The organism is Candidatus Poriferisodalis sp. (assembly GCF_965237655.1).
Classification (GTDB): Bacteria; Actinomycetota; Acidimicrobiia; order Acidimicrobiales; family Poriferisodalaceae; genus Poriferisodalis.
The window spans coordinates 1-16779 of the sequence record NZ_CBDEGB010000001.1; the positions used below are offsets into that span (position 1 = coordinate 1).

The following is a 16779-nucleotide window of genomic DNA, read 5'->3' on the forward strand; positions in this document are numbered from 1 at the left end:
AGACGCCCAGCGCGTCGGCCGCGAGCTGAGCGGCCGCGGTCTCTGCGCCTTGGCCGAACGCGCTGAGCCCGGCTGCGATCCGCACCGAGCCGTCGGGATCGACCCTCACCGTGGCCGCGTCGCCGCCCGCCCAGTGGCCGGTCGTGAGGAAGTAGCTCGGCGAGGTCGGCTCGATGTAGTTGGCGTAGCCCACATCGACTCGCACATCGGGATCGTCGGCGTGGGCTGATCGAGCCCGCGCCAGCGCGGGCTCGGCCAACTCCAAAGCCCGCTCAAAGCACTCGGTGTGCGAGCCGGAGTCGGACGCGCCCGCCGCCGTGCATGACATAGGGCAACTGCCCGCGCCGCAGCAGCATCCTGCGCCGCAGCTCCACCCGGTCGGTCCCGGTCAGCCGGGCCACCCGGTCGATGATGCGTTCCATCACGAAGGTGCTCTCGGGAACCCCGAAGCCGCGGCCGGTGCTTGAGCGATCGTGGTCCGCACGATGTGAGGGCTCTGCGTGGAGGACCAGACCGTGAGCATTCCGTCGGGCTGCGTCCGCCACCACGCCCCTCGTCTCCATCGGCAGCCCCGACTGGCGCTGGCTGATGTAGGTATCGGTGAAGGTGTGGTCCGCCTCGTCGAATGCCCGGTCCACCTCGGGCCTGTGGACCGCTTGATCCACCGAGCAGTTGTCGTCCCAGTGGTCGTACAGCTTCGGCGCGCCCGGTGCAAGAGCCTGGTCGAGGTCTGCCACGGTCGGCAGTGACTCGAACTCCGTTCCGGCGGCCACCAAAGCGGCCGCGTCCTCTGCGATGTAGCGGTCCAACGCCACCACCACGGCGTACGGGGCGCCGACGAAGCGCACCCTGTCGGAAGCGAGCGGCCGTTGCCCCACCGGGCCGATGTATCCGATGTAGTCAGGGAAGGCGTTCACCTCGGCGAGGTCCTGAGCGGTGACCACCGCCATCACGCCCGTCCGTGGCCAGTGCGTCTGACGTGTCGATCGAGACGATCCGGGCGTGGGCCTCCGGTGCTGCGGACGAAGGCGACCTCGGCCATCCCGGCGATCTTCAGATCCGCGATGTACCGGCTCCGTCCGGTGAGCGGGCCGCGGTCCTCGCGCCGTGGCACCGAACGCCCGACGTGACGGGTGCTCACGGGGTTGACCAGCGGGGCGACAGGCGGGCGAAGGGACGTATGTCCAGTTCGGTTTCGAGTTGCTCGGCGAGGGACAGCAACTCGGTGTCGCCCCCGTGCCGTCCAATGAGCTGAATCGCGACCGGCAAGCCGTCGACGAACCCGGCGGGCAGTACCACCGCAGGATGTCCGGAGACGTTGAAGGGCACCGCGAACGGGAAGGCCCCCCACAGCCGGGAAACCGGCTCTCCGGCGATGGCCGTCGGGCGGCATCCCAGCTCGAAGGCGGTGGTGGCCGTGGCGGGAGTGACGATCACGTCGTAGTCACAGAAGTAGCGGTCCAACCGCTCCCGGTACCGAGCCAAGGCGGAACGGGCCGCCGTGACAACACGCAGGTCGAGGTGCTCGGCCGCCACCAAGGACCGCCGGTGATACCAGGTCAACTCATCGGGACCACCAAGCAGGTGGCCGCGGCGCTCGCCCTCCTCGGCCAGCACGAGCGGACCGAATATCTCCTCCCAGCCCCCGAAGTCCAGTTCTGTGGGGCTCACCTCGTGGCCGCAGGCTGCGAGCCGTGTCACCGCGGCTGCAACCACGTCGCCGACGTCGGCGTCGATCGGGCGTCCCTCGGGCTTGGGACACCAAGCGATGCGGCGTCGGCCCCTGCCGGCCGGGGCGTCGTTGGTCCCGGTGCCGTCGGCGGACAGCGCCGAGTGCAGGCTGCGGGCGTCGGCGACGCATCGAACGAGCGGCCCGGCGGAGATGAACGGGCTGAACGCGCGGAACCCTCCGTCGTCGTCGATGGTCCCGTAGGTGGGCTTGAAGCCCACGAGGCCACAGAACGACGCGGGGATGCGGATCGAGCCTCCGCCGTCGGACCCGAGGCCTCCGGTGCAGGTGCCTGAGGCCACCGAGGCCGCCGCACCGCCGCTGGATCCGCCGGCGGTTCGACGAGGGTCGAAGGGATTGGCAGTGTCGGGGCCCAGCAGGTTGTCCGTCGTGGCTGACTGGCAGAACTCCGAGACGTTGGTCTTGCCGACGAAGACTGCTCCGGCGCGGCGCAGGCGGCGCACTGCACCGGAGTCGTGCCGGGCCACGTCGCTGGCGTGGGCAAACGAGCCGAGCGTGGTGACGTGTCCCTCAATGTGGAAAGCGTCATTGATCGAGACAGGGACACTGGCGAGAGGGCCGGCGTTGCCGCTCCGGTAGGCGTCGACAAGCCGCTGCACCGGCCACCACAGGGGTTCTTCATCCACGAGCCGACACGCCTCCAGAGACGGTGAACACCTCGCCGGTCACATAGGTCGCCTCATCCGACGCCAGGAACGAGACCATGCTCGCGACATCGTCGGGCTGCCCGATGCGGCCCAGGAACGCCTTGTCTGACAGGTAGCTGTCGAAGAACTCCTGCGGGTAGATCTTGCGCAAGAAATCGTTGTAGATCAGGCCCGGAGCCACCGCATTCACCCGCACCCCGTGGACTCCGTTCTCGGCGGCAGCCACCCGGGTGAGTGCGAGTACGCCGGCCTTGGCCGCGGAATAGGCGGCGCCGTGCTCGGTTGACATCTCCCAGGCCGCTATCGACGAGATGTTGATGATCGAGCCGCCGCCTGCGGCGATCATCGCGGCGAGCGCGTAGCGCATGCACACGAACGTGCCGGTCAGATCGACGTCGAGGCAGCGCTGCCAGGTCTCCAGAGACATCTCGGCCACTGGCTCGATCTTCGACCAGCCCGCGTTGTTGACCAGCACATCAAGCCCACCCTTGTCGGCCGCTACTTCTGAGATGACGGCCTGCACCTGGGTGTGGTCGGTCACGTCGAGGTGATAGGCGCTCACCTCACGCCCGACCTCGTCGGCCAGGACGTCGGCGAACTCGCGGCACCGGCGCTCATGGGCATCGGTGACCACGACGTTCAGCCCGTCGCGAGCGAGCCGTCTCGCAACCGCCGCTCCGATGCCGGCGCCGGCGGCCGCGGTCACCAGTGCGACCCGCGGGTCGTTCCCCATCAGCTTCCTCCCTCTGTTTCGACGGCACCGATCACGGTGTCTGCCAGCTGGGCCAGGCGCTGCTCGCGCCCGCCCGACAGCAGCGCGAACGTGATCCGGTCGATGTCGAGCTGCCACAGTTGACGGAGCCGGTCGACGCACGTGTCGAGGTCGCCCACCAGCGCCACCGACTTGACGAACTCATCGGACACCGTGTGCTTGTGCCCCGCCTGCAGCGAGAGGTGGTCGACGAGGCCGTACGCGCCCGCGGCGCGCGCGAACTCGGGACGGAACCTCTCCCACGCGGGCGGCATCCGCTTCCATGGATGGAAGGTGGCCGCCTGGCTGGTGGCCCATGCCCTGACGTCGTCAATGGCACTCGCCTCGTCGTCGCCGATCGACATGGTGACGAACAGGTCGACGGTCAGCTGACCGCGGTCGCGTCCGGCGGTCTCCAGCCCCTGGTGGATGTAGTCGAGCTGCCAAGAGCAGAACTCGGGGTCCGCAGCGCCCATGAGCACGGCTCCGTCACAGGTCTCGCCGGCGAGCCGCAACATGGCGGGCTGCGAGACGGCGAGGTAGACGGGAATCTGGCGTTTCGCAGTGGCCAAGCGGACCTCGTTGCCGTCGAGATCGCACGGCTCTCCGCTGAAGAGTCGGCGGAAATCATCGATCCCCGAGCGCAGCTCGGCCAGCCTCGACGGCGTGCCTCCGGCGCCGAGCACGGCTGACCAGCCTGCGCCGAGGCCGAGCACAGCGCGGCCGTCGGAGAGTTCGTCCAGCGCGGCGGTGGCATTGGCGGTCACTGTGGGGTGGCGGGTCACGAGGTTGGTGACACCCGCCCCGATGAGCACGTTCTCGGTTGACAGCGCTGCCAGGTTCATCGCCGCGTACACGTCCTTCATGCCGAGCTGGAAGTCGATGTACCACAGCGCCTCGAAACCTCTTTCGTCGACGGCGCGGGCCAGTTCGGCCGTGCGGCTCAAGGGCTCGCGGGGGCTGACACCCAGGGAGATGCCGTAGCGGTGCCTCATGGGAGTCCCCTCTCACCCAAGATCTGGGCGAGCAGCTTGCCGTAGGAGTCGGGCTGGTCGACGGAGACCAGATGACCGGCGCCGGCCACCTCGTGGTACCGGCAGTCGTCGACGCTCTCGACGATGATGTCGGATGCCCGGCGCGGGCAGAAGACATCGCCCGATGCCCCGATGACGTCGACGGGGACTTCGATCTGCGCCAGCAGCGGGTTCAGCGGCTCGGAGCGGATCCCGACCATCGCTCGGGCCGCGTTGATGTAGCCGTGGCCGTAACCGACGGCGTCTCTCCGCCGGGAGGTCACAGCGTCAATGTCGGCCTCGGTGACGATCTGGCGGGCCGTGTCGTCGCGCAGGCCAGCGGCGAAGCCGTCCGCGTCGTGAGCTTCGAGCTGGGCGATGCGGCTCTCGAAGAATTCGGCTGCGGTCCCGCCGACCACCGACGACGTGGCCACCACGATCAGGTGACCGATCAGGGTTGGGCTAGCGCTCGCAGCCTTGAGCCCGATGGTCCCGCCCAGCGAATAGCCGACCACGGCGGCAGGACCGGTCTCGGCGCTCAGGAACGCCGCCAGGTCGTCGCTCAGCTGCGACAGGGTGCCAGCGCCCTGCCCGGGAGTTGTTCGACCGTGTCCCCGAAGATCGATTGAGTAGACGGTGAACTCGCCGAGATGGGCCGCGACGGCGTTCCAGGAGCGATGGTCCTCGGCCAGCCCATGCAGGAGCACCACCGGCGGCCCCGAGCCTTGCCGCCGGTAGTTGACCACGATGTCGCCCAACTCGACGGTGCTCATCGGCCTGCGTCCCCATCCCAGCCTGCGCTGCCGTCGCCCGCTGCGGCAGTCACGGCGGAGGCGCTGACGAGTTCATCACGAAGCTGCTGTTTGCGTATCTTGCCTGCGGCCGTTCGTGGGAATTGATCGACCTGCATCAGCCGTTCGGGCCAGTACCGCCGCGGCAGGCCCTGCTCAGCGCAGAACGCGACGACATCGTCGAGATCGAGAGGAACGCCAGCCTGCACGACCGCGCAGATGCGCTCGCCGAGACGCTCGTCGGGCCACCCGATCACGGCCACGCCGACCACGTCGGGATGGGCGGCGATCGCATTCTCGGTCTCAACGGGAGAGATGTTCACGGCCCCGCGAATAATCAGGTCCTTGTGCCGCCCAGTAATGGACACGTAGCCGTCGGAATCGATACGGGCGAGGTCGCCGGTGCGAAAGAACCCGTCGCCGATGATGAGCTCGGCGTACAGCTCGGGTTGGCCGTGGTAGCCGTTGAACACGCCCGGCCCGCGCATGACGAGCTCGCCAGCCCCCGAAGCCTGCAGCCCCATGTCGGCGTCGAGGGTTCGCAGCTCCAGCCCGGGCAAACCCACCCCGACCGTGCTCTCGACCTGCGTCTTTGATGAGCCGGTCACACACGTGGTGAGGCCGCCTTCGGTCATGCCCCACAGGGGTGTGACGAACGTATTCGACAGCTCGGTTCGGCAGCGACGGATGAGGGCCGGCGGCACTTGGGCTCCACCGCACAGGAAGCTCCGCAACGGTGCCAGCTTGGGCTCGCAGTCAGACCACCGGGCATTGACGAGGTCCAACAGGAACGGGGTCGCAGCCGCAGTGAAATCAGCGCGGTGGCGGGCCACCAGCTCCAGGGCGTTGAGAGGGTCCCATTCGTCTTGGAGAATGAGCGGTGCACCCAACAGCAGCGACAGGCGGGCGCCGTGAATGGCGCCGACGCTGTGGCCGAGCGGTGACGGCATGAACACGGGCGTGTGATGGTCGAGTCCGAAACGCTCGGCGAACTGCACGTTGAGAGCGGCCAGCGAGTCCTCGCTGTGACTGACGGCCTTCGGGGGCCCGGTCGTACTAGACGTGAACATCAGGTGTGCGGTGGTGTCGGGCACGTCGACGGTCCCCGCTGTGGGGACCACCGGGCCGTGCACCGCCAGCCGGGATCCGTCTGCCACAGCCACAGCGAGCTGGGTGGAGACCCGGGCGGCGGCCCGCCGGATCACCTCATCCGGCGACGCCCGCCGGTTCCGGCTTGCGCAGATAACCATGGCCGGCTGAATCAGACCGAAGATGTGGCGCAGGTGGGCCTCGGGCGTGGAGACCGGGGGCGTGGCCGGAACGTGGCCCGCCCTCAAGGTGGCCAGGAACATGACGACCCAAGCCGTGCAATTGGGCAGATGGATCACGACCACCCGCCTGCTGGCGCCGACGACCGAACGGATCTCGTCGGCGGCCTCGCCGGCCGCGTGCCACAGCTCGGACCGGGACAGGGTGCTGCCCCCACTCACCAGGGCGAGCTCGTCCGGCCCCTCGGTGACGTGCGACTCGAAGCGGTCGACTAGCCGGCGGCCGGTCCACCATCCAGCGAGCCGGTAGCGCTCTGCGACGTCATCGACCACTGCTCTTCACCATTCCCGATATGGCTCACTCGGCGCAGTACTGCAGATTCGCCAAACTATCACAAGACCGACATCGCTTTTGTTTAGTTGGGGCGCGTACGGGGCGGTAGGATCGAAAATTGCGGGTATCCAGCCCCGATACGACCCGCGAAGCGACCACCAACGCAGGGACCAGTCAGGTGCCTCACACCGCACACATGTCTTCCGACGACGCAGGCGCCCATGGCCATTGAGCCGACGACGCCCAAGGGTCAACGGACACGACAGACGATCCTCGACGCAGCATCGAAGGTTTTCACCAGAGACGGCTACGTCGATGCCCGCATGAGCGATGTCGCTGATCAGGCCGGGCTCTCCCTTGGCGGCCTGTACAGGTACTTCGAGAACAAAGAGGACCTCTTTAGAAGCGTTATCCGGGACATTCACGAGGAGCTCTTCCAGCAGAGCCGGTCCTCGACGCCCATCGCCGAGGACCCCGAGGCCGCTCTGTTCGAAGCAAACCTCGGATACCTGCAGCATTACCACGCCAACAGCGGCGTGATGCGGGCCTTCATCGAGGCGACGACGGTGGAGGGGCGCTTCACCACGATCTGGTGGACCATGCGCGAGCGCCACGTCGCCCGGTTCGTTCATGCGGTGGAGAACGACGACCGCGTCCAGCTCGACGGGTTCGATCCAGCCACGGTCGCCCGGGCCATGGCCTCCCTGGTCGAACAGACCGCTTACACAACGTTCGCCCACGCCGCGCTCAACACGATGCCGGTGGACGTGGAGACGGTCGCGCGCATCGTGACGAGGGCCTGGTATCGCAGCTTCTACGGCGACCCCGCCGCGCACGGTGGGGGCAGAAAACTGGGCGAAACTCGGCTACTCAAACGATGAACCCCAAGCCTGTGGGTGCCCATAATTCGGTCGTGGGCACTGACCAGCGGTTACGCGCTCCATCCTGGGACCAGGAATCGGTACGAGATTCGGGACACGAGGACTCAGCATCGGCCCCATCGCGGCAGGTCAACGACCACGGCAGAGTTTCCGGCACCCACAACGCCCACTAGCCGAGTTGACAACCTTGTTGGCCGTTACATCTAGATGATTGGTTCCGCGGGATCAGTGATCGCAGGGGGTGAGTGAGCGTGCGGGTCGGTGGTGGTTGGTCTGGTCGTGCCGGATGGCTGCGGTGAGGGCCAGTACCCGTGCGGCGACGCTGGCGCGGATGCATACGTGATGGCGTTCACAACGCTCGCCGCCGCAACATGGCCTGACGAATAGTCCGTCCGGTTGGGCACTATCCGATGTAGTCCCCAAACCGAGCAACCGTCGGCTGCGTCGCGCCAAAGCATCGCCGGGTCCTTGCATCCGCCCTTTCGTCCCATGACCGGAACGTTGGATTGCCGGCGACGACGGAGAGTCACATCAAATGCTCAGGACATTGCCTTGAAGGTGCCCGCGACTAGACGGTCCACGACACTCCCCCTTAACGCTCGCCAGCGTTCAACGCCACACGGGCCACTTCGTCGCGGACTCCTAGGTCACGGACGACTGAACTCATGGACCGGTAGTTCGCACCGGACACTGACAACGACACGTGCCTGTTGACGCCCTCGTCCACCAGTTGCATCCCGCGGACCAATCCTCCGGACTCTCGCAAGCCTCGAAAAGCTACTTCGAGGGTCCCGTGCCCACGCTCGTAATCGATTTCGAGATTCATCAAGCCCCGGCGCCGAAGCAAGAGATCGGCGAGATTACCAAGTCCGAACAGGGCAATGAACGTGAGCAATCCTCCGGCGGCTGCTACCCAATACGAACCGACGCCGGCCGCGACACCAAACGACGCGGCCATCCAAAGACTTGCCGCCGTCGTGATGCCTGTCACTGTGAGCCCACTGCGCAGGATGGCGCCGCCGCCGATGAAGCCGATGCCGCTCACGACCTGTGCGGCGATCCGGGTGCGGTCCGTAAGCGGGTCGTCGGTTCCGAGAACGACCCCCGAGACCGTAAACAATGCAGCGCCAAGCGCGACCAGCGAATGAGTCCTCGTACCGGCTGCCTTGAAGCGAGCTTCGCGCTCAATGCCAAGAACCGCCCCTAAGCCGAGGGCGAGCACGAGTCGCAGGATAAGTTCCCAAGCCGAGACGTTCACCTCATCCACCGCCAACAGACGACGGGCGCCGACAGAGTTTCAGTTCTCGCACACGCGACTCCCGCTGGCAGATACTCGACTCCCCTGGCCAGATCTCGGACGAAGTGGCGAGGGTGTCCTCGGTGACCGCTGTCCCTTCGGTCGACGAATTCCGGCGGCCTGGAGCGGTCTCTTGATCCCATGAACTTCGGCTCCTGCTCGATCCTTGAGGTCGCACCTCGTCGTCTAGACGCAATGCCCATGGACCTTGTTGACGGTTCTGGTGCTGTGACGAGTTGAGCCTCCGTGGCAGTGTGGGGTCTGTTGGAATCCCATGCTGCGAACGGAGGCTCAGTGTCGGAGGGTAGTTCAATCAGGGTTCGTGGGGTGCCGCGGCCTGCGCTGTCGGTTCGCTCGCGGCTGGTGCTGGTCGAGCGGGTGGCAGCGGGCCAGTCGGCGACGGCGGTGGCGGCGCAGATAGGCTGTTCGCGCCAGACCGTGCACAAGTGGGTCAAGCGCTTCGACGAGGGGGGCGTTGCGGGCCTGGCGGATCGTTCCAGCCGGGGCCCCTCGTAGCTCGCCGGCCAAGACGCCCGAGCGGGTCGAGGAGCGGATCTGCGCGTTGCGGCGCCACCGCCGCTGGGGTCCGGTGCGGATCGGGGCCGCGACCGGGGTGCCGGGCTCGACGGTGCATCGGGTCCTGTGCCGCCGCGGGCTGAACCTGTGGGTGCCCAAAACCGTGTCGTGGCTGGTCAGGCGGCATGTTTGTATTCGTTGATGAGGCCATCGCAGCGGGTCGTTCGGACGAGTCGAAGGGGCAGCGGGTGGTCAGTCGTGTTGTCGTCGGGGTTGGTGTGTCGGGGTGGTCGCTGGTCTAGCGAGCGGTGGGGCCGGTGGGTGTTGTAGTGGTCGATGTAGTCGATCGCGAGCCGCTGAAGCTGGCGTTGGTTCCAGATGATGGTGCGGTCAAGGAAATCGCGTCGCAGGGTGCCGATCCAGCGTTCGGCGAACGCGTTGGCCACTGGGAAGCGGACCGGGTTGCGCAAGATCTTGAGGCCTTCGCTTCGCAAGATCTCGTCGAAGTCGTTGACGAACTGGCTGGCGCGGTCACGAACGAGTGCTCGGGTGTGGGTGAACCGGTCGCGATGACGCACAAAGAGGTTGCGGGCGGCTTGGGTGGTCCAGGCGCCCGTCGGATTGGCGGTGATACCGCCGTAGAAGACCTCGCGGTTGGTGACGTCGATGAACAACAACAGGTAGTAGCGGCGCAACAGGGCCGTGTCGACGGTTACGAAGTCACAGGCAACGGCGGCCTGGGAGCGCAGGAACTGGGTCCAGGTCAGGCTCGTGCGCTGCGGAGCGGGGTCGATGCGGTGCTGTTTGAGGATTCTCCACACGGTGGAGGCGCCAACGCGGTGACCGAGGCCGACGAGTTCTGCGGTGATGCGGCGGTAGCCCCAGGTGGGGTTGTTGGTGGCTATTTCAACGATGAGGCGACGAAGCGAGCCGGAGGTGGATGGCCGGCCCGGCGTCCTCGAGGGTTGGGTCCAGTGTCTGGCGATTCGCCGCCGGTGCCAACCCAACAGTGACACTCGGATGTTCTGTGTAAGCGGGCCGGTCGGTTGGTCATTTTGGGTGAGCGGGAGTCGTCCTGGGTAGCGGACGGCGAGCTGGTTCAAGCAGCGTTTCCATCCGATGGTTCCTGTTCGTTGTGGTCCTGCTGTGTTGGTGGTGATGTTCCTCATGGCGAGGCAGAGCAGTTTGAGGGCGGCTTGCTCGTTGGGGAAGTGCCCTCGGTTCTTGGTGACCTTTGTGAGCTGGCGGTTGATGGACTCGATCATGTTGGTGGTGCAGATGACCCGGCGGGCTTCTGGGGGGCAGTCCAGGAACGGGATGAACTGTTCCCAGCTCGACCGGCACAGGCTGACCACGGCGGGGTATCTGGCGCCGATGCCGGCTTCGAACTCGTCGAGCGCCGCCTCGGCGGCTTGGGCGTCGACGGCGGCGTACACGGGCCGCAGTTCCTTGGCGACTTGTTTGGGGTCGTTCCAGGTGACGTAGCGGTGCGAGGCCCCCAGCAGGTGCACTACGAGACTCCTGTTGTCAACCTTGGGCCTGACGCTGGTTGTTTGGGGGCAGGCGCGCTGGCGGGGCCGACGTCGTTTCGGTCGGCGACGGAGCGAGGGTTGTGGCGTCAGGTCAGCGGGGCGTCTGGGGTCGGTGGATCGCCGGGTCGTAGAGAGTGCGGTCTTGCCAGCAGCGCCACAGGACGCGCATCCAGCTCGAGGCGACGGCACGCAGGGCAGTGTGCTTGGTGGCGCCGCGTTGGCAGGCCCGGGCGTAGCGATCTGCTGAGATGGGGTCGATTCGCTTGAGCACGTAGGCCCAGCTCGTGGTGGTTGCTCGCAGTCGGCGGTTGCAGGCTCGCCGGATCCGGACCCGTTCGATCTTGCCCGACGACAGCGTCACCGGTGCTGCGCCGGCTTCGGCGAGCAGCGCCTGGGCTGTGGGGTAGCGGCCGCGGTCCTCGCCGATCTCTGAGATCAGCTCGGCCGCGGTGACACGGCCAACGGCGGGGAAGCTGTCGACGATCTGATGGTCGGGATGGTCGGCGAGGAGTTCATCGAGGCGCCGGTTGTAGGACCGGAGCTGGTTGTTCAGCAGCTCGAGCTGGTCAGCCAACGCCAGAGCCGCGTAGCTGTGTCCGGCGACGCTGCCCTCTGCTGCGGTGAGCAGGTTGGTGCGGAGCCGCTCGGCGAGCACAGCAGGCGGGACCCGGCCCGAGTAGCCCGTACGGCGACAGAAGCCGGCCATGCGCGCTTCGCCGACCCGGCCAGCAGCCGCCGGGGTCGGGTAGTCACGCAGAAAGGCAAGCGTGACGTCGCGGTCAACGCTGGAGAACAAGCCGGTCACAGAGGGGTGATACGCGATCAGGGTCTCGCGTAGCTGCGCCTCCACGGTGATCTGGTTCTCGACACACTGGCGTCGATGCCGGGTCACGGCCCGCAGCTCGGCCCCCAGCGCCGACGCGGGCGAGAGCGGCCGCCATCTCCAGCTGTCGGTTCGCATCAGGTCGGCCAACACGAATGCGTCGAAGCGGTCGTTCTTGCGAACGGCGGCCTGGTGCCGTTCGCGGGCAGCTGCTGAAACCCGCGGGCTCACCGGGAACACTGCGAAGCCCTCGCTGTGGAGCCGCTCGACGAGCAGCCCCTCGCTTCGCTCGATCGTGACTCCAACGAGTTCGTCGTGACCGCGCAGCACAACGACGAGCTCGTCGATGCCCGCTCGGTCGTGGGCGAAGCGCTGGTTGGTCAGCTCTCGCCCGATGTCATCGACGACTGCGGCTTGGTGATGAGCCCCGCCCCAGTCGATGCCGGCAAAGGTTGCCATGTGTTGTCCTCCGTCGAGGTCGGCTCATCCGCCTCGACAGGCCACCACCGTCACTCGTTTCGGCGCTCGCAGCGCAACTCCTGATTGCAGTTCGAAGCCCGCCATCGACGGAAGGAACAGGTCTGCGTCTGGACCTCCCGGGTCGGTCTGCACTGGTTCTCTTCCGCCGATGCGGATGACACCCGGAACCTTTCCGGGCCCGCCCATGATGAACCAACGAGGTCTGCACGGTGGCCGCGGGCCAGGTCGCCTCGATCGCGTCGGGGAGGCCTCGCAGGCCGTCGCAGCACACGATCAGCACGTCTTCGACGCCTCGGTTGCGCAGCTCGGTGAGCACCCCCAGCCAGTACTTGGCGCCCTCGCCGTCGCTGTCGCCGATCCAGATGCCCAGCACATGCTTGCGGCCGTCGAGATCGACGCCCACGGCGAGATAGGCGGGCCGGCTGGCGACGTGGCCGTCGCGGATCTTGACGTTCAGCGCGTCGATGAAGACGATCGGACAGACAGCGTCGAGGGGCCGGCTGCGCCACGCCTCGAGCTCGTCGAGCACCCCGTCGGTGACACGGCTGATCAGGTCACCGGACACCTCCACGCCGTAGATCTCCCCAAGATGGGCCGCCACGTCGCGCACGGTCATGCCCCTGGCGTACAAGGCGATGATCTTGTCGCCGAACCCTTCCAGGCGCGTCGCGCCCTTGGGCACGATCCGAGGCTCAAAGGAGCCGTCGCGGTCCCGGGGAGCGTCCACGTCCACGGTGCCGACGTCGGTGTGCACCCGCTTGGGCGCGGCGCCGTTGCGCGAGTCCCCCCAGGGTCGCCCTTCTCATAGCCCAGATGACCGGTCAACTCCTGCGCCAGCGCCCGCTCGAGCACCGCCTTGGAGAGCTGGGTCAAAAGCCCGTCCGCGCCGAGCAGCTCGGCGCCCTCGGCGCGGACGCGTTCCATCACCGCGTCCAGCGCCTCGTCACACACCAACGGCGTCGTGTCCGCCGCCGGCCTCGCCGGCAGCCTCTCTCGATAATTCTCAATCATTGCGGTCCTTCCTGTCGCCTCGGCATCCAACACCGACACGACACTCTCAGACCAACCCCCTTACACAGAGGATCTGACACTCTCAACAAGGTCTCTGGTGTGACGAGCCAGCCAGCTCGCCGCCGTCGGGGCAGGGCCGCCGCGATCGCACCCAGCAGCGCCCGGTCCTCATCGGCGAGGGCTGGTCGGTTGTTCTGCCGGTGCAGGACTGCGAGCTGATGGCGCAACACGATGATCTCAAGGTCCCTCGAGCGTCCCGAGCGCACCGCCAAGCGCGCCAACGACACCAGCAACAGGTACAGAATGCGACACATAGAACCTCAGGATGCAAGCGCATCATGCCTGGTCAGCGCACTCGACCATATTTTGGGCACCCACACGCACCCGGCCCGGTTAGTCACCTCACACGCCATGAACGAGGCAGACGGCCGCTGAGCCGTTTGCTTCTTCGCGTCCCCACACCGACAGCGCAAGACACGCGTCACGCGAGTTGCCCCACTCGGCGCGGTTGAGCGGTTCAACACCCGCCAGAACGCGCAAAAACGGGCCGAAACGGCCCGATTTCATGGATACTGGCCAACAAAAATACAAATATTGGCCAACAACTTCTTGGTGGGATGTTGGCCAGTCGCGTTTGCCCAGGTCAGACGAGGCAAATTTTGGCCGATCCGTGAATCTCCACATGATTTTGGCCGAATCTCCACATTGGCCGCGAAGGGGTAAAACCCCTGGTCAGAGCGTCGCGTGGCGCTCCGAAGGTGGACAAAGTCGGCACAAATGGGTTCCCAAGAGGCCATTTTCGGGGCGAAATTGCCGATTTCGGTGGTTCTGAGCGCTCCCGCGAAGCTGAGGGTTATGAGATTTCTCCATGGTTGCGGCGCCACCCGCATGGACCTTCTCAACCGAGGCACAAGCGGTCGCCATCGCACAGGCCGCTCGCCGCGACACCGACGGCTGCCGTCGCAGTCAACGCTGCTTCGGCCGCGCCAAGACCAAGAGAGAGGCCGTTCGCGCTCTGAGATGGCGCGTCTCGATTCGCATCTGGACTCACCTCACCGCTGATCGCTTGACATTCGAGCTCAGATAGCGGCCACCACCGAAATCGCGACATCGGTGTGCGAAGAGAGTGGTGCGACACTGCGGTCGCTGCGCCTTTGGTGTCACCGTGGGGAGTGGGTCCAGCCGAGACGGTCTAGTTCGGTCCGCACAGGTTCGAAGGTCGCTTCGTCTACGCGGTCTTTGAGCGCTTGGATGAAGTAGCCCGCGATCATCTCGATGTTCCGGGCCGCGTCGTGGGAGGTGTTCTGCAGCAGGTGTGCCATGAACCGCGTCGCTTCGTGGGGATGGTGTTCGACGAAGCGGATGAAGTGACCTGTTCCTTGGTTGACGCTGTACACCTCTGTGAACAGGAACGAGTCTTGAGGCAGCGGTGTGGGAGCCCGGCAGGCGAGGTCGACGGCTGCGGGTGCGTTCTCGTCCAACAAGATGACCCAGCCTGCGAGCGCTCCTGATTCGGACTCGTTGAGTGGTCGGGGGATGCCTTCGAGTCGTGACAGCCAGTAGTCGTGCATCCAGCCATGCCATTGCGCTGAGATGGCCTGTGAGTCCTCGGTTTGCAGTTGTAGGGCGACGGCATTGATGAATGCGGCTCGTGTCGCCTCGGACGCTGCGCTGGTGAAACCGGTGAGCCATATGGCGGAGCCGATTGGCGTGTCGGGATGGACCGCTACGCACAGCTCGGCTGAGAGGAATGCGAATGCGCGTCGCGCTTCAGCACAGCATTGGTCAGCGTGTTCGGCGAATCTGTGAAAGCGGTCGAGCAGCCCGTCCTGGAGCAGTTCAGGGTTCCAGCGTCGATCGGCAAGGTAGGCATCCCAGCAGCGCACCGATCGTTGCTCGCCCTCGGTGGGATCCATCAATGGCATCAAATGTCCGCTGGCCCAGTCTCGGTCTGCGGCGTGAAAGGGTGCTAGGTAGCGGGCGCACATCGTCTGTCCAACTCTCGCCGCCGGCGAGTCGCTCTCGAGTATGCGCTCAAGAAGCTCTCTGTCCACCGGCAGCAGACCGCCGCCGGGTACTGATCGGGACCTCACTTCCGTGAGGGCGATGTGAACTGCCAATTCGGTGATCTTGCCGGCCCAGTTGTTGATCGCGACGTGGTGCCATCCGTGCTCGACGAACGCCTCACTTGGCGCCTCCCAAATGTGTTCGACGGTGTCCCATACATTTCGGAGGACCCGACGCGTTCGGTCCCGGTCCGACGAGGTGAGCTGGGAGCGCACTTGCGGGGAGTTCAGCGTTGTGAGCACGTTCCGGGCTAGTGAACGAACCGGTGCCGATCCATTGTCTGCGGACTCGACGAGCGCCTCGAGCAATTCGATTCCTCCGAGAGGCTGGAGTTCCGTCGCGTCAGCCGCTGCCATCAGCGCTCTATCCCACCGGTATGGCCGTTCATCTTCGGTTTCGGTTGGCTCTGCGTAGGCGAGCAGGGCCGCCACGGCGGCGGAGGCATCTGAGACAAGATCGGCCGCGAGGTGCTCTGGTGGGACTATCGGTTCGAGTTCAGACGAGCTGGAGCTGATCTCGATCCACCGCAGGTGATCGGGGTGCTCGGACATCGCAGATTCAGGTTGAGCCGCTTGGGCTTCGGCGAAGGCACTCTTCGCTGTTGGTGAGTTGGGGGCATGTTCGACGATCCAGCTCAGTCGGTTGAAGATGAGCCAGCTGATATCGGGAGAATCGTCGTGAGTGATCGCTTGGATGAGTGCTTCGATGCGGTCCTCGGACGCCTGATGAACGGCTCGCGCGATGAGTCGCATGACTTCGTGATGGAGTGAGGTGTCTGTCACCCATCCGTTCTGTTGAAGCAGCCAGTCGAGTCTGTCGTCAGCGGGGATGTCGGTGCGTTCTGCCCGTGCGTGGATGGCCAGCCGCTTGAGTATCGGCCATGGCGACGCGGTCCACGATTCGACGAAGCCCGACGCGATGCCGGGCCGGTCAGCAGCTAAGGCATCGTGCAGGTCGCGGGCGGCATCGACGAGGAAGTCCCTGTCGGGGGCGCTGAGGTTCTGTTCGTGGGGTTCGATGGCGGCACGCCCGTCGAAGGCGTCGTGATTGCCGGCGATGCTCTCGATGCGGCAGACGCGGCGGATGTGCGCGTCGATGATGCTCAGCAGATCAGGAATCAGGTGAGTGCGTTGCGTCCAGAATTCGCCATCAGGATCGCGTGGTATCCGGTCGGAGTTCGGATCCTGACTCGTTGCGGTGAAGGCAAGAGACGGTTCAAGCATGGGCCACCCATCGGGGGGGTGGCTGGATCGTTGGAGCGCAGACTCGATCGATGAGCTCCAAGAACTCGTTGTCGCCGAGGTCGTTCCAGCGCATCAGATTCGTGAAGTACCGGAATCGGTCGGCGCCCAGCGCGATCGGAGCGGTGTCCGCCAGAACCAGTCGCAGCCGTGCGGCTATCCCGCGACTTGTGCCCCCGCGGAAACCCAGGCGAGTCACCAAGTTCGCCCAGAGCGTGGAGTGAATGCGCCCTCGGCGGGCGAGGAGTGCCCGCAGCACGGCGTCTGCGGTGTCGTCGTCGTCGTTGAAGTGATCAAGGAACCACGACAGCAGCGCATTGTCGACGCTGCTCAGGACCTCAGACGTCGGTGCGAACAAGGCAGTGTTCGCGCGTTCT

General features: G+C 66.0%; 15 protein-coding genes and 1 pseudogene. 3 read left to right on the forward strand and 13 right to left on the reverse strand.

Annotation, left to right across the window (positions count from 1 at the left end):
• The 7 genes from ACPXYO_RS00005 to ACPXYO_RS00035 all read right to left on the reverse strand — a co-directional run.
• Positions 1–265: molybdopterin cofactor-binding domain-containing protein (locus tag ACPXYO_RS00005; RefSeq protein ID WP_423915635.1), on the reverse strand; the 265-nt coding region annotated here is incomplete at its 3' end.
• A 7-nt stretch (positions 266–272) separates the two neighbouring features.
• Positions 273–950, reverse strand: a complete 678-nt coding sequence (locus ACPXYO_RS00010; RefSeq protein WP_423915636.1) for a molybdopterin cofactor-binding domain-containing protein — start codon at positions 948–950, stop codon at positions 273–275.
• A 187-nt stretch (positions 951–1137) separates the two neighbouring features.
• Positions 1138–2376 (reverse strand): amidase, encoded by a 1239-nt coding sequence (locus ACPXYO_RS00015; protein WP_423915638.1) that lies wholly within the window; start codon positions 2374–2376, stop codon positions 1138–1140.
• Positions 2369–3130, reverse strand: coding sequence for an SDR family NAD(P)-dependent oxidoreductase (locus ACPXYO_RS00020; RefSeq protein WP_423915639.1), 762 nt, complete (start codon positions 3128–3130; stop codon positions 2369–2371). Before ACPXYO_RS00020 ends, ACPXYO_RS00015 begins: the two co-directional genes overlap by 8 nt.
• The gene (locus ACPXYO_RS00025; protein ID WP_423915641.1) at positions 3130–4143 is read right to left on the reverse strand and encodes an LLM class flavin-dependent oxidoreductase; all 1014 of its coding nucleotides are present in this window, start codon (positions 4141–4143) and stop codon (positions 3130–3132) included. The genes ACPXYO_RS00020 and ACPXYO_RS00025 overlap by 1 nt, the downstream gene beginning before the upstream one ends.
• Positions 4140–4934, reverse strand: coding sequence for an alpha/beta fold hydrolase (locus ACPXYO_RS00030; RefSeq protein ID WP_423915643.1), 795 nt, complete (start codon positions 4932–4934; stop codon positions 4140–4142). The genes ACPXYO_RS00025 and ACPXYO_RS00030 overlap by 4 nt, the downstream gene beginning before the upstream one ends.
• Positions 4931–6553, reverse strand: a complete 1623-nt coding sequence (locus ACPXYO_RS00035) for an AMP-binding protein (RefSeq protein ID WP_423915645.1) — start codon at positions 6551–6553, stop codon at positions 4931–4933. Before ACPXYO_RS00035 ends, ACPXYO_RS00030 begins: the two co-directional genes overlap by 4 nt.
• Before the next feature lie 222 nt (positions 6554–6775).
• Here ACPXYO_RS00035 and ACPXYO_RS00040 point away from each other — a divergent pair, with 222 nt between their 5' ends.
• On the forward strand, positions 6776–7435 hold the full coding sequence (locus ACPXYO_RS00040; protein WP_423915647.1) for a TetR/AcrR family transcriptional regulator: 660 nt from the start codon (positions 6776–6778) through the stop codon (positions 7433–7435).
• A gap of 261 nt (positions 7436–7696) precedes the next feature.
• Entirely contained in the window at positions 7697–7822 is a 126-nt protein-coding gene (locus ACPXYO_RS00045; RefSeq protein WP_423915649.1) for a hypothetical protein, read from the forward strand.
• Between the two features lie 205 nt (positions 7823–8027).
• On the opposite strand, the gene ACPXYO_RS00050 is transcribed toward ACPXYO_RS00045, so the two are convergent.
• Positions 8028–8702 (reverse strand): MgtC/SapB family protein, encoded by a 675-nt coding sequence (locus tag ACPXYO_RS00050; RefSeq protein ID WP_423915650.1) that lies wholly within the window; start codon positions 8700–8702, stop codon positions 8028–8030.
• Between the two features lie 357 nt (positions 8703–9059).
• Between ACPXYO_RS00050 and ACPXYO_RS00055 the strand changes: the two genes are divergently transcribed.
• Positions 9060–9248: a helix-turn-helix domain-containing protein gene (locus ACPXYO_RS00055; RefSeq protein ID WP_423918597.1), complete on the forward strand. Its 189-nt coding sequence runs from the start codon at positions 9060–9062 to the stop codon at positions 9246–9248.
• A gap of 176 nt (positions 9249–9424) precedes the next feature.
• On the opposite strand, the gene ACPXYO_RS00060 is transcribed toward ACPXYO_RS00055, so the two are convergent.
• The 5 genes and pseudogenes from ACPXYO_RS00060 to ACPXYO_RS00080 form a co-directional block, all read right to left on the reverse strand.
• Complete coding sequence (locus tag ACPXYO_RS00060) at positions 9425–10969, reverse strand: transposase (RefSeq protein WP_423915652.1); 1545 nt, start codon at positions 10967–10969, stop codon at positions 9425–9427.
• Positions 10872–12062 (reverse strand): IS110 family transposase, encoded by a 1191-nt coding sequence (locus ACPXYO_RS00065; protein ID WP_423915653.1) that lies wholly within the window; start codon positions 12060–12062, stop codon positions 10872–10874. The genes ACPXYO_RS00060 and ACPXYO_RS00065 overlap by 98 nt, the downstream gene beginning before the upstream one ends.
• A 196-nt stretch (positions 12063–12258) precedes the next feature.
• Positions 12259–13094 (reverse strand): annotated as a pseudogene (locus ACPXYO_RS00070) (IS256 family transposase); the annotation flags it as partial.
• A gap of 1160 nt (positions 13095–14254) precedes the next feature.
• The gene (locus tag ACPXYO_RS00075; protein WP_423915655.1) at positions 14255–16384 is read right to left on the reverse strand and encodes a DUF4020 domain-containing protein; all 2130 of its coding nucleotides are present in this window, start codon (positions 16382–16384) and stop codon (positions 14255–14257) included.
• A complete protein-coding gene (locus ACPXYO_RS00080) occupies positions 16377–16760 on the reverse strand; it encodes a hypothetical protein (protein WP_423915656.1) in 384 nt (127 codons plus the stop codon). The genes ACPXYO_RS00075 and ACPXYO_RS00080 overlap by 8 nt, the downstream gene beginning before the upstream one ends.
• Positions 16761–16779: the final 19 nt, after the last annotated feature.

What these genes read in the sequence shown, in the direction of transcription:
- ACPXYO_RS00010 (WP_423915636.1), bottom strand. Translation starts at nt 950, where the DNA reads ATGGCGGTGGTCACCGCTCAGGACCTCGCCGAGGTGAACGCCTTCCCT.
- ACPXYO_RS00020 (WP_423915639.1), bottom strand. Translation starts at nt 3,130, where the DNA reads ATGGGGAACGACCCGCGGGTCGCACTGGTGACCGCGGCCGCCGGCGCC.
- ACPXYO_RS00025 (WP_423915641.1), bottom strand. Translation starts at nt 4,143, where the DNA reads ATGAGGCACCGCTACGGCATCTCCCTGGGTGTCAGCCCCCGCGAGCCC.
- ACPXYO_RS00030 (WP_423915643.1), bottom strand. Translation starts at nt 4,934, where the DNA reads ATGAGCACCGTCGAGTTGGGCGACATCGTGGTCAACTACCGGCGGCAA.
- ACPXYO_RS00040 (WP_423915647.1), top strand. Translation starts at nt 6,776, where the DNA reads ATGGCCATTGAGCCGACGACGCCCAAGGGTCAACGGACACGACAGACG.
- ACPXYO_RS00065 (WP_423915653.1), bottom strand. Translation starts at nt 12,062, where the DNA reads ATGGCAACCTTTGCCGGCATCGACTGGGGCGGGGCTCATCACCAAGCC.
- ACPXYO_RS00075 (WP_423915655.1), bottom strand. Translation starts at nt 16,384, where the DNA reads ATGCTTGAACCGTCTCTTGCCTTCACCGCAACGAGTCAGGATCCGAAC.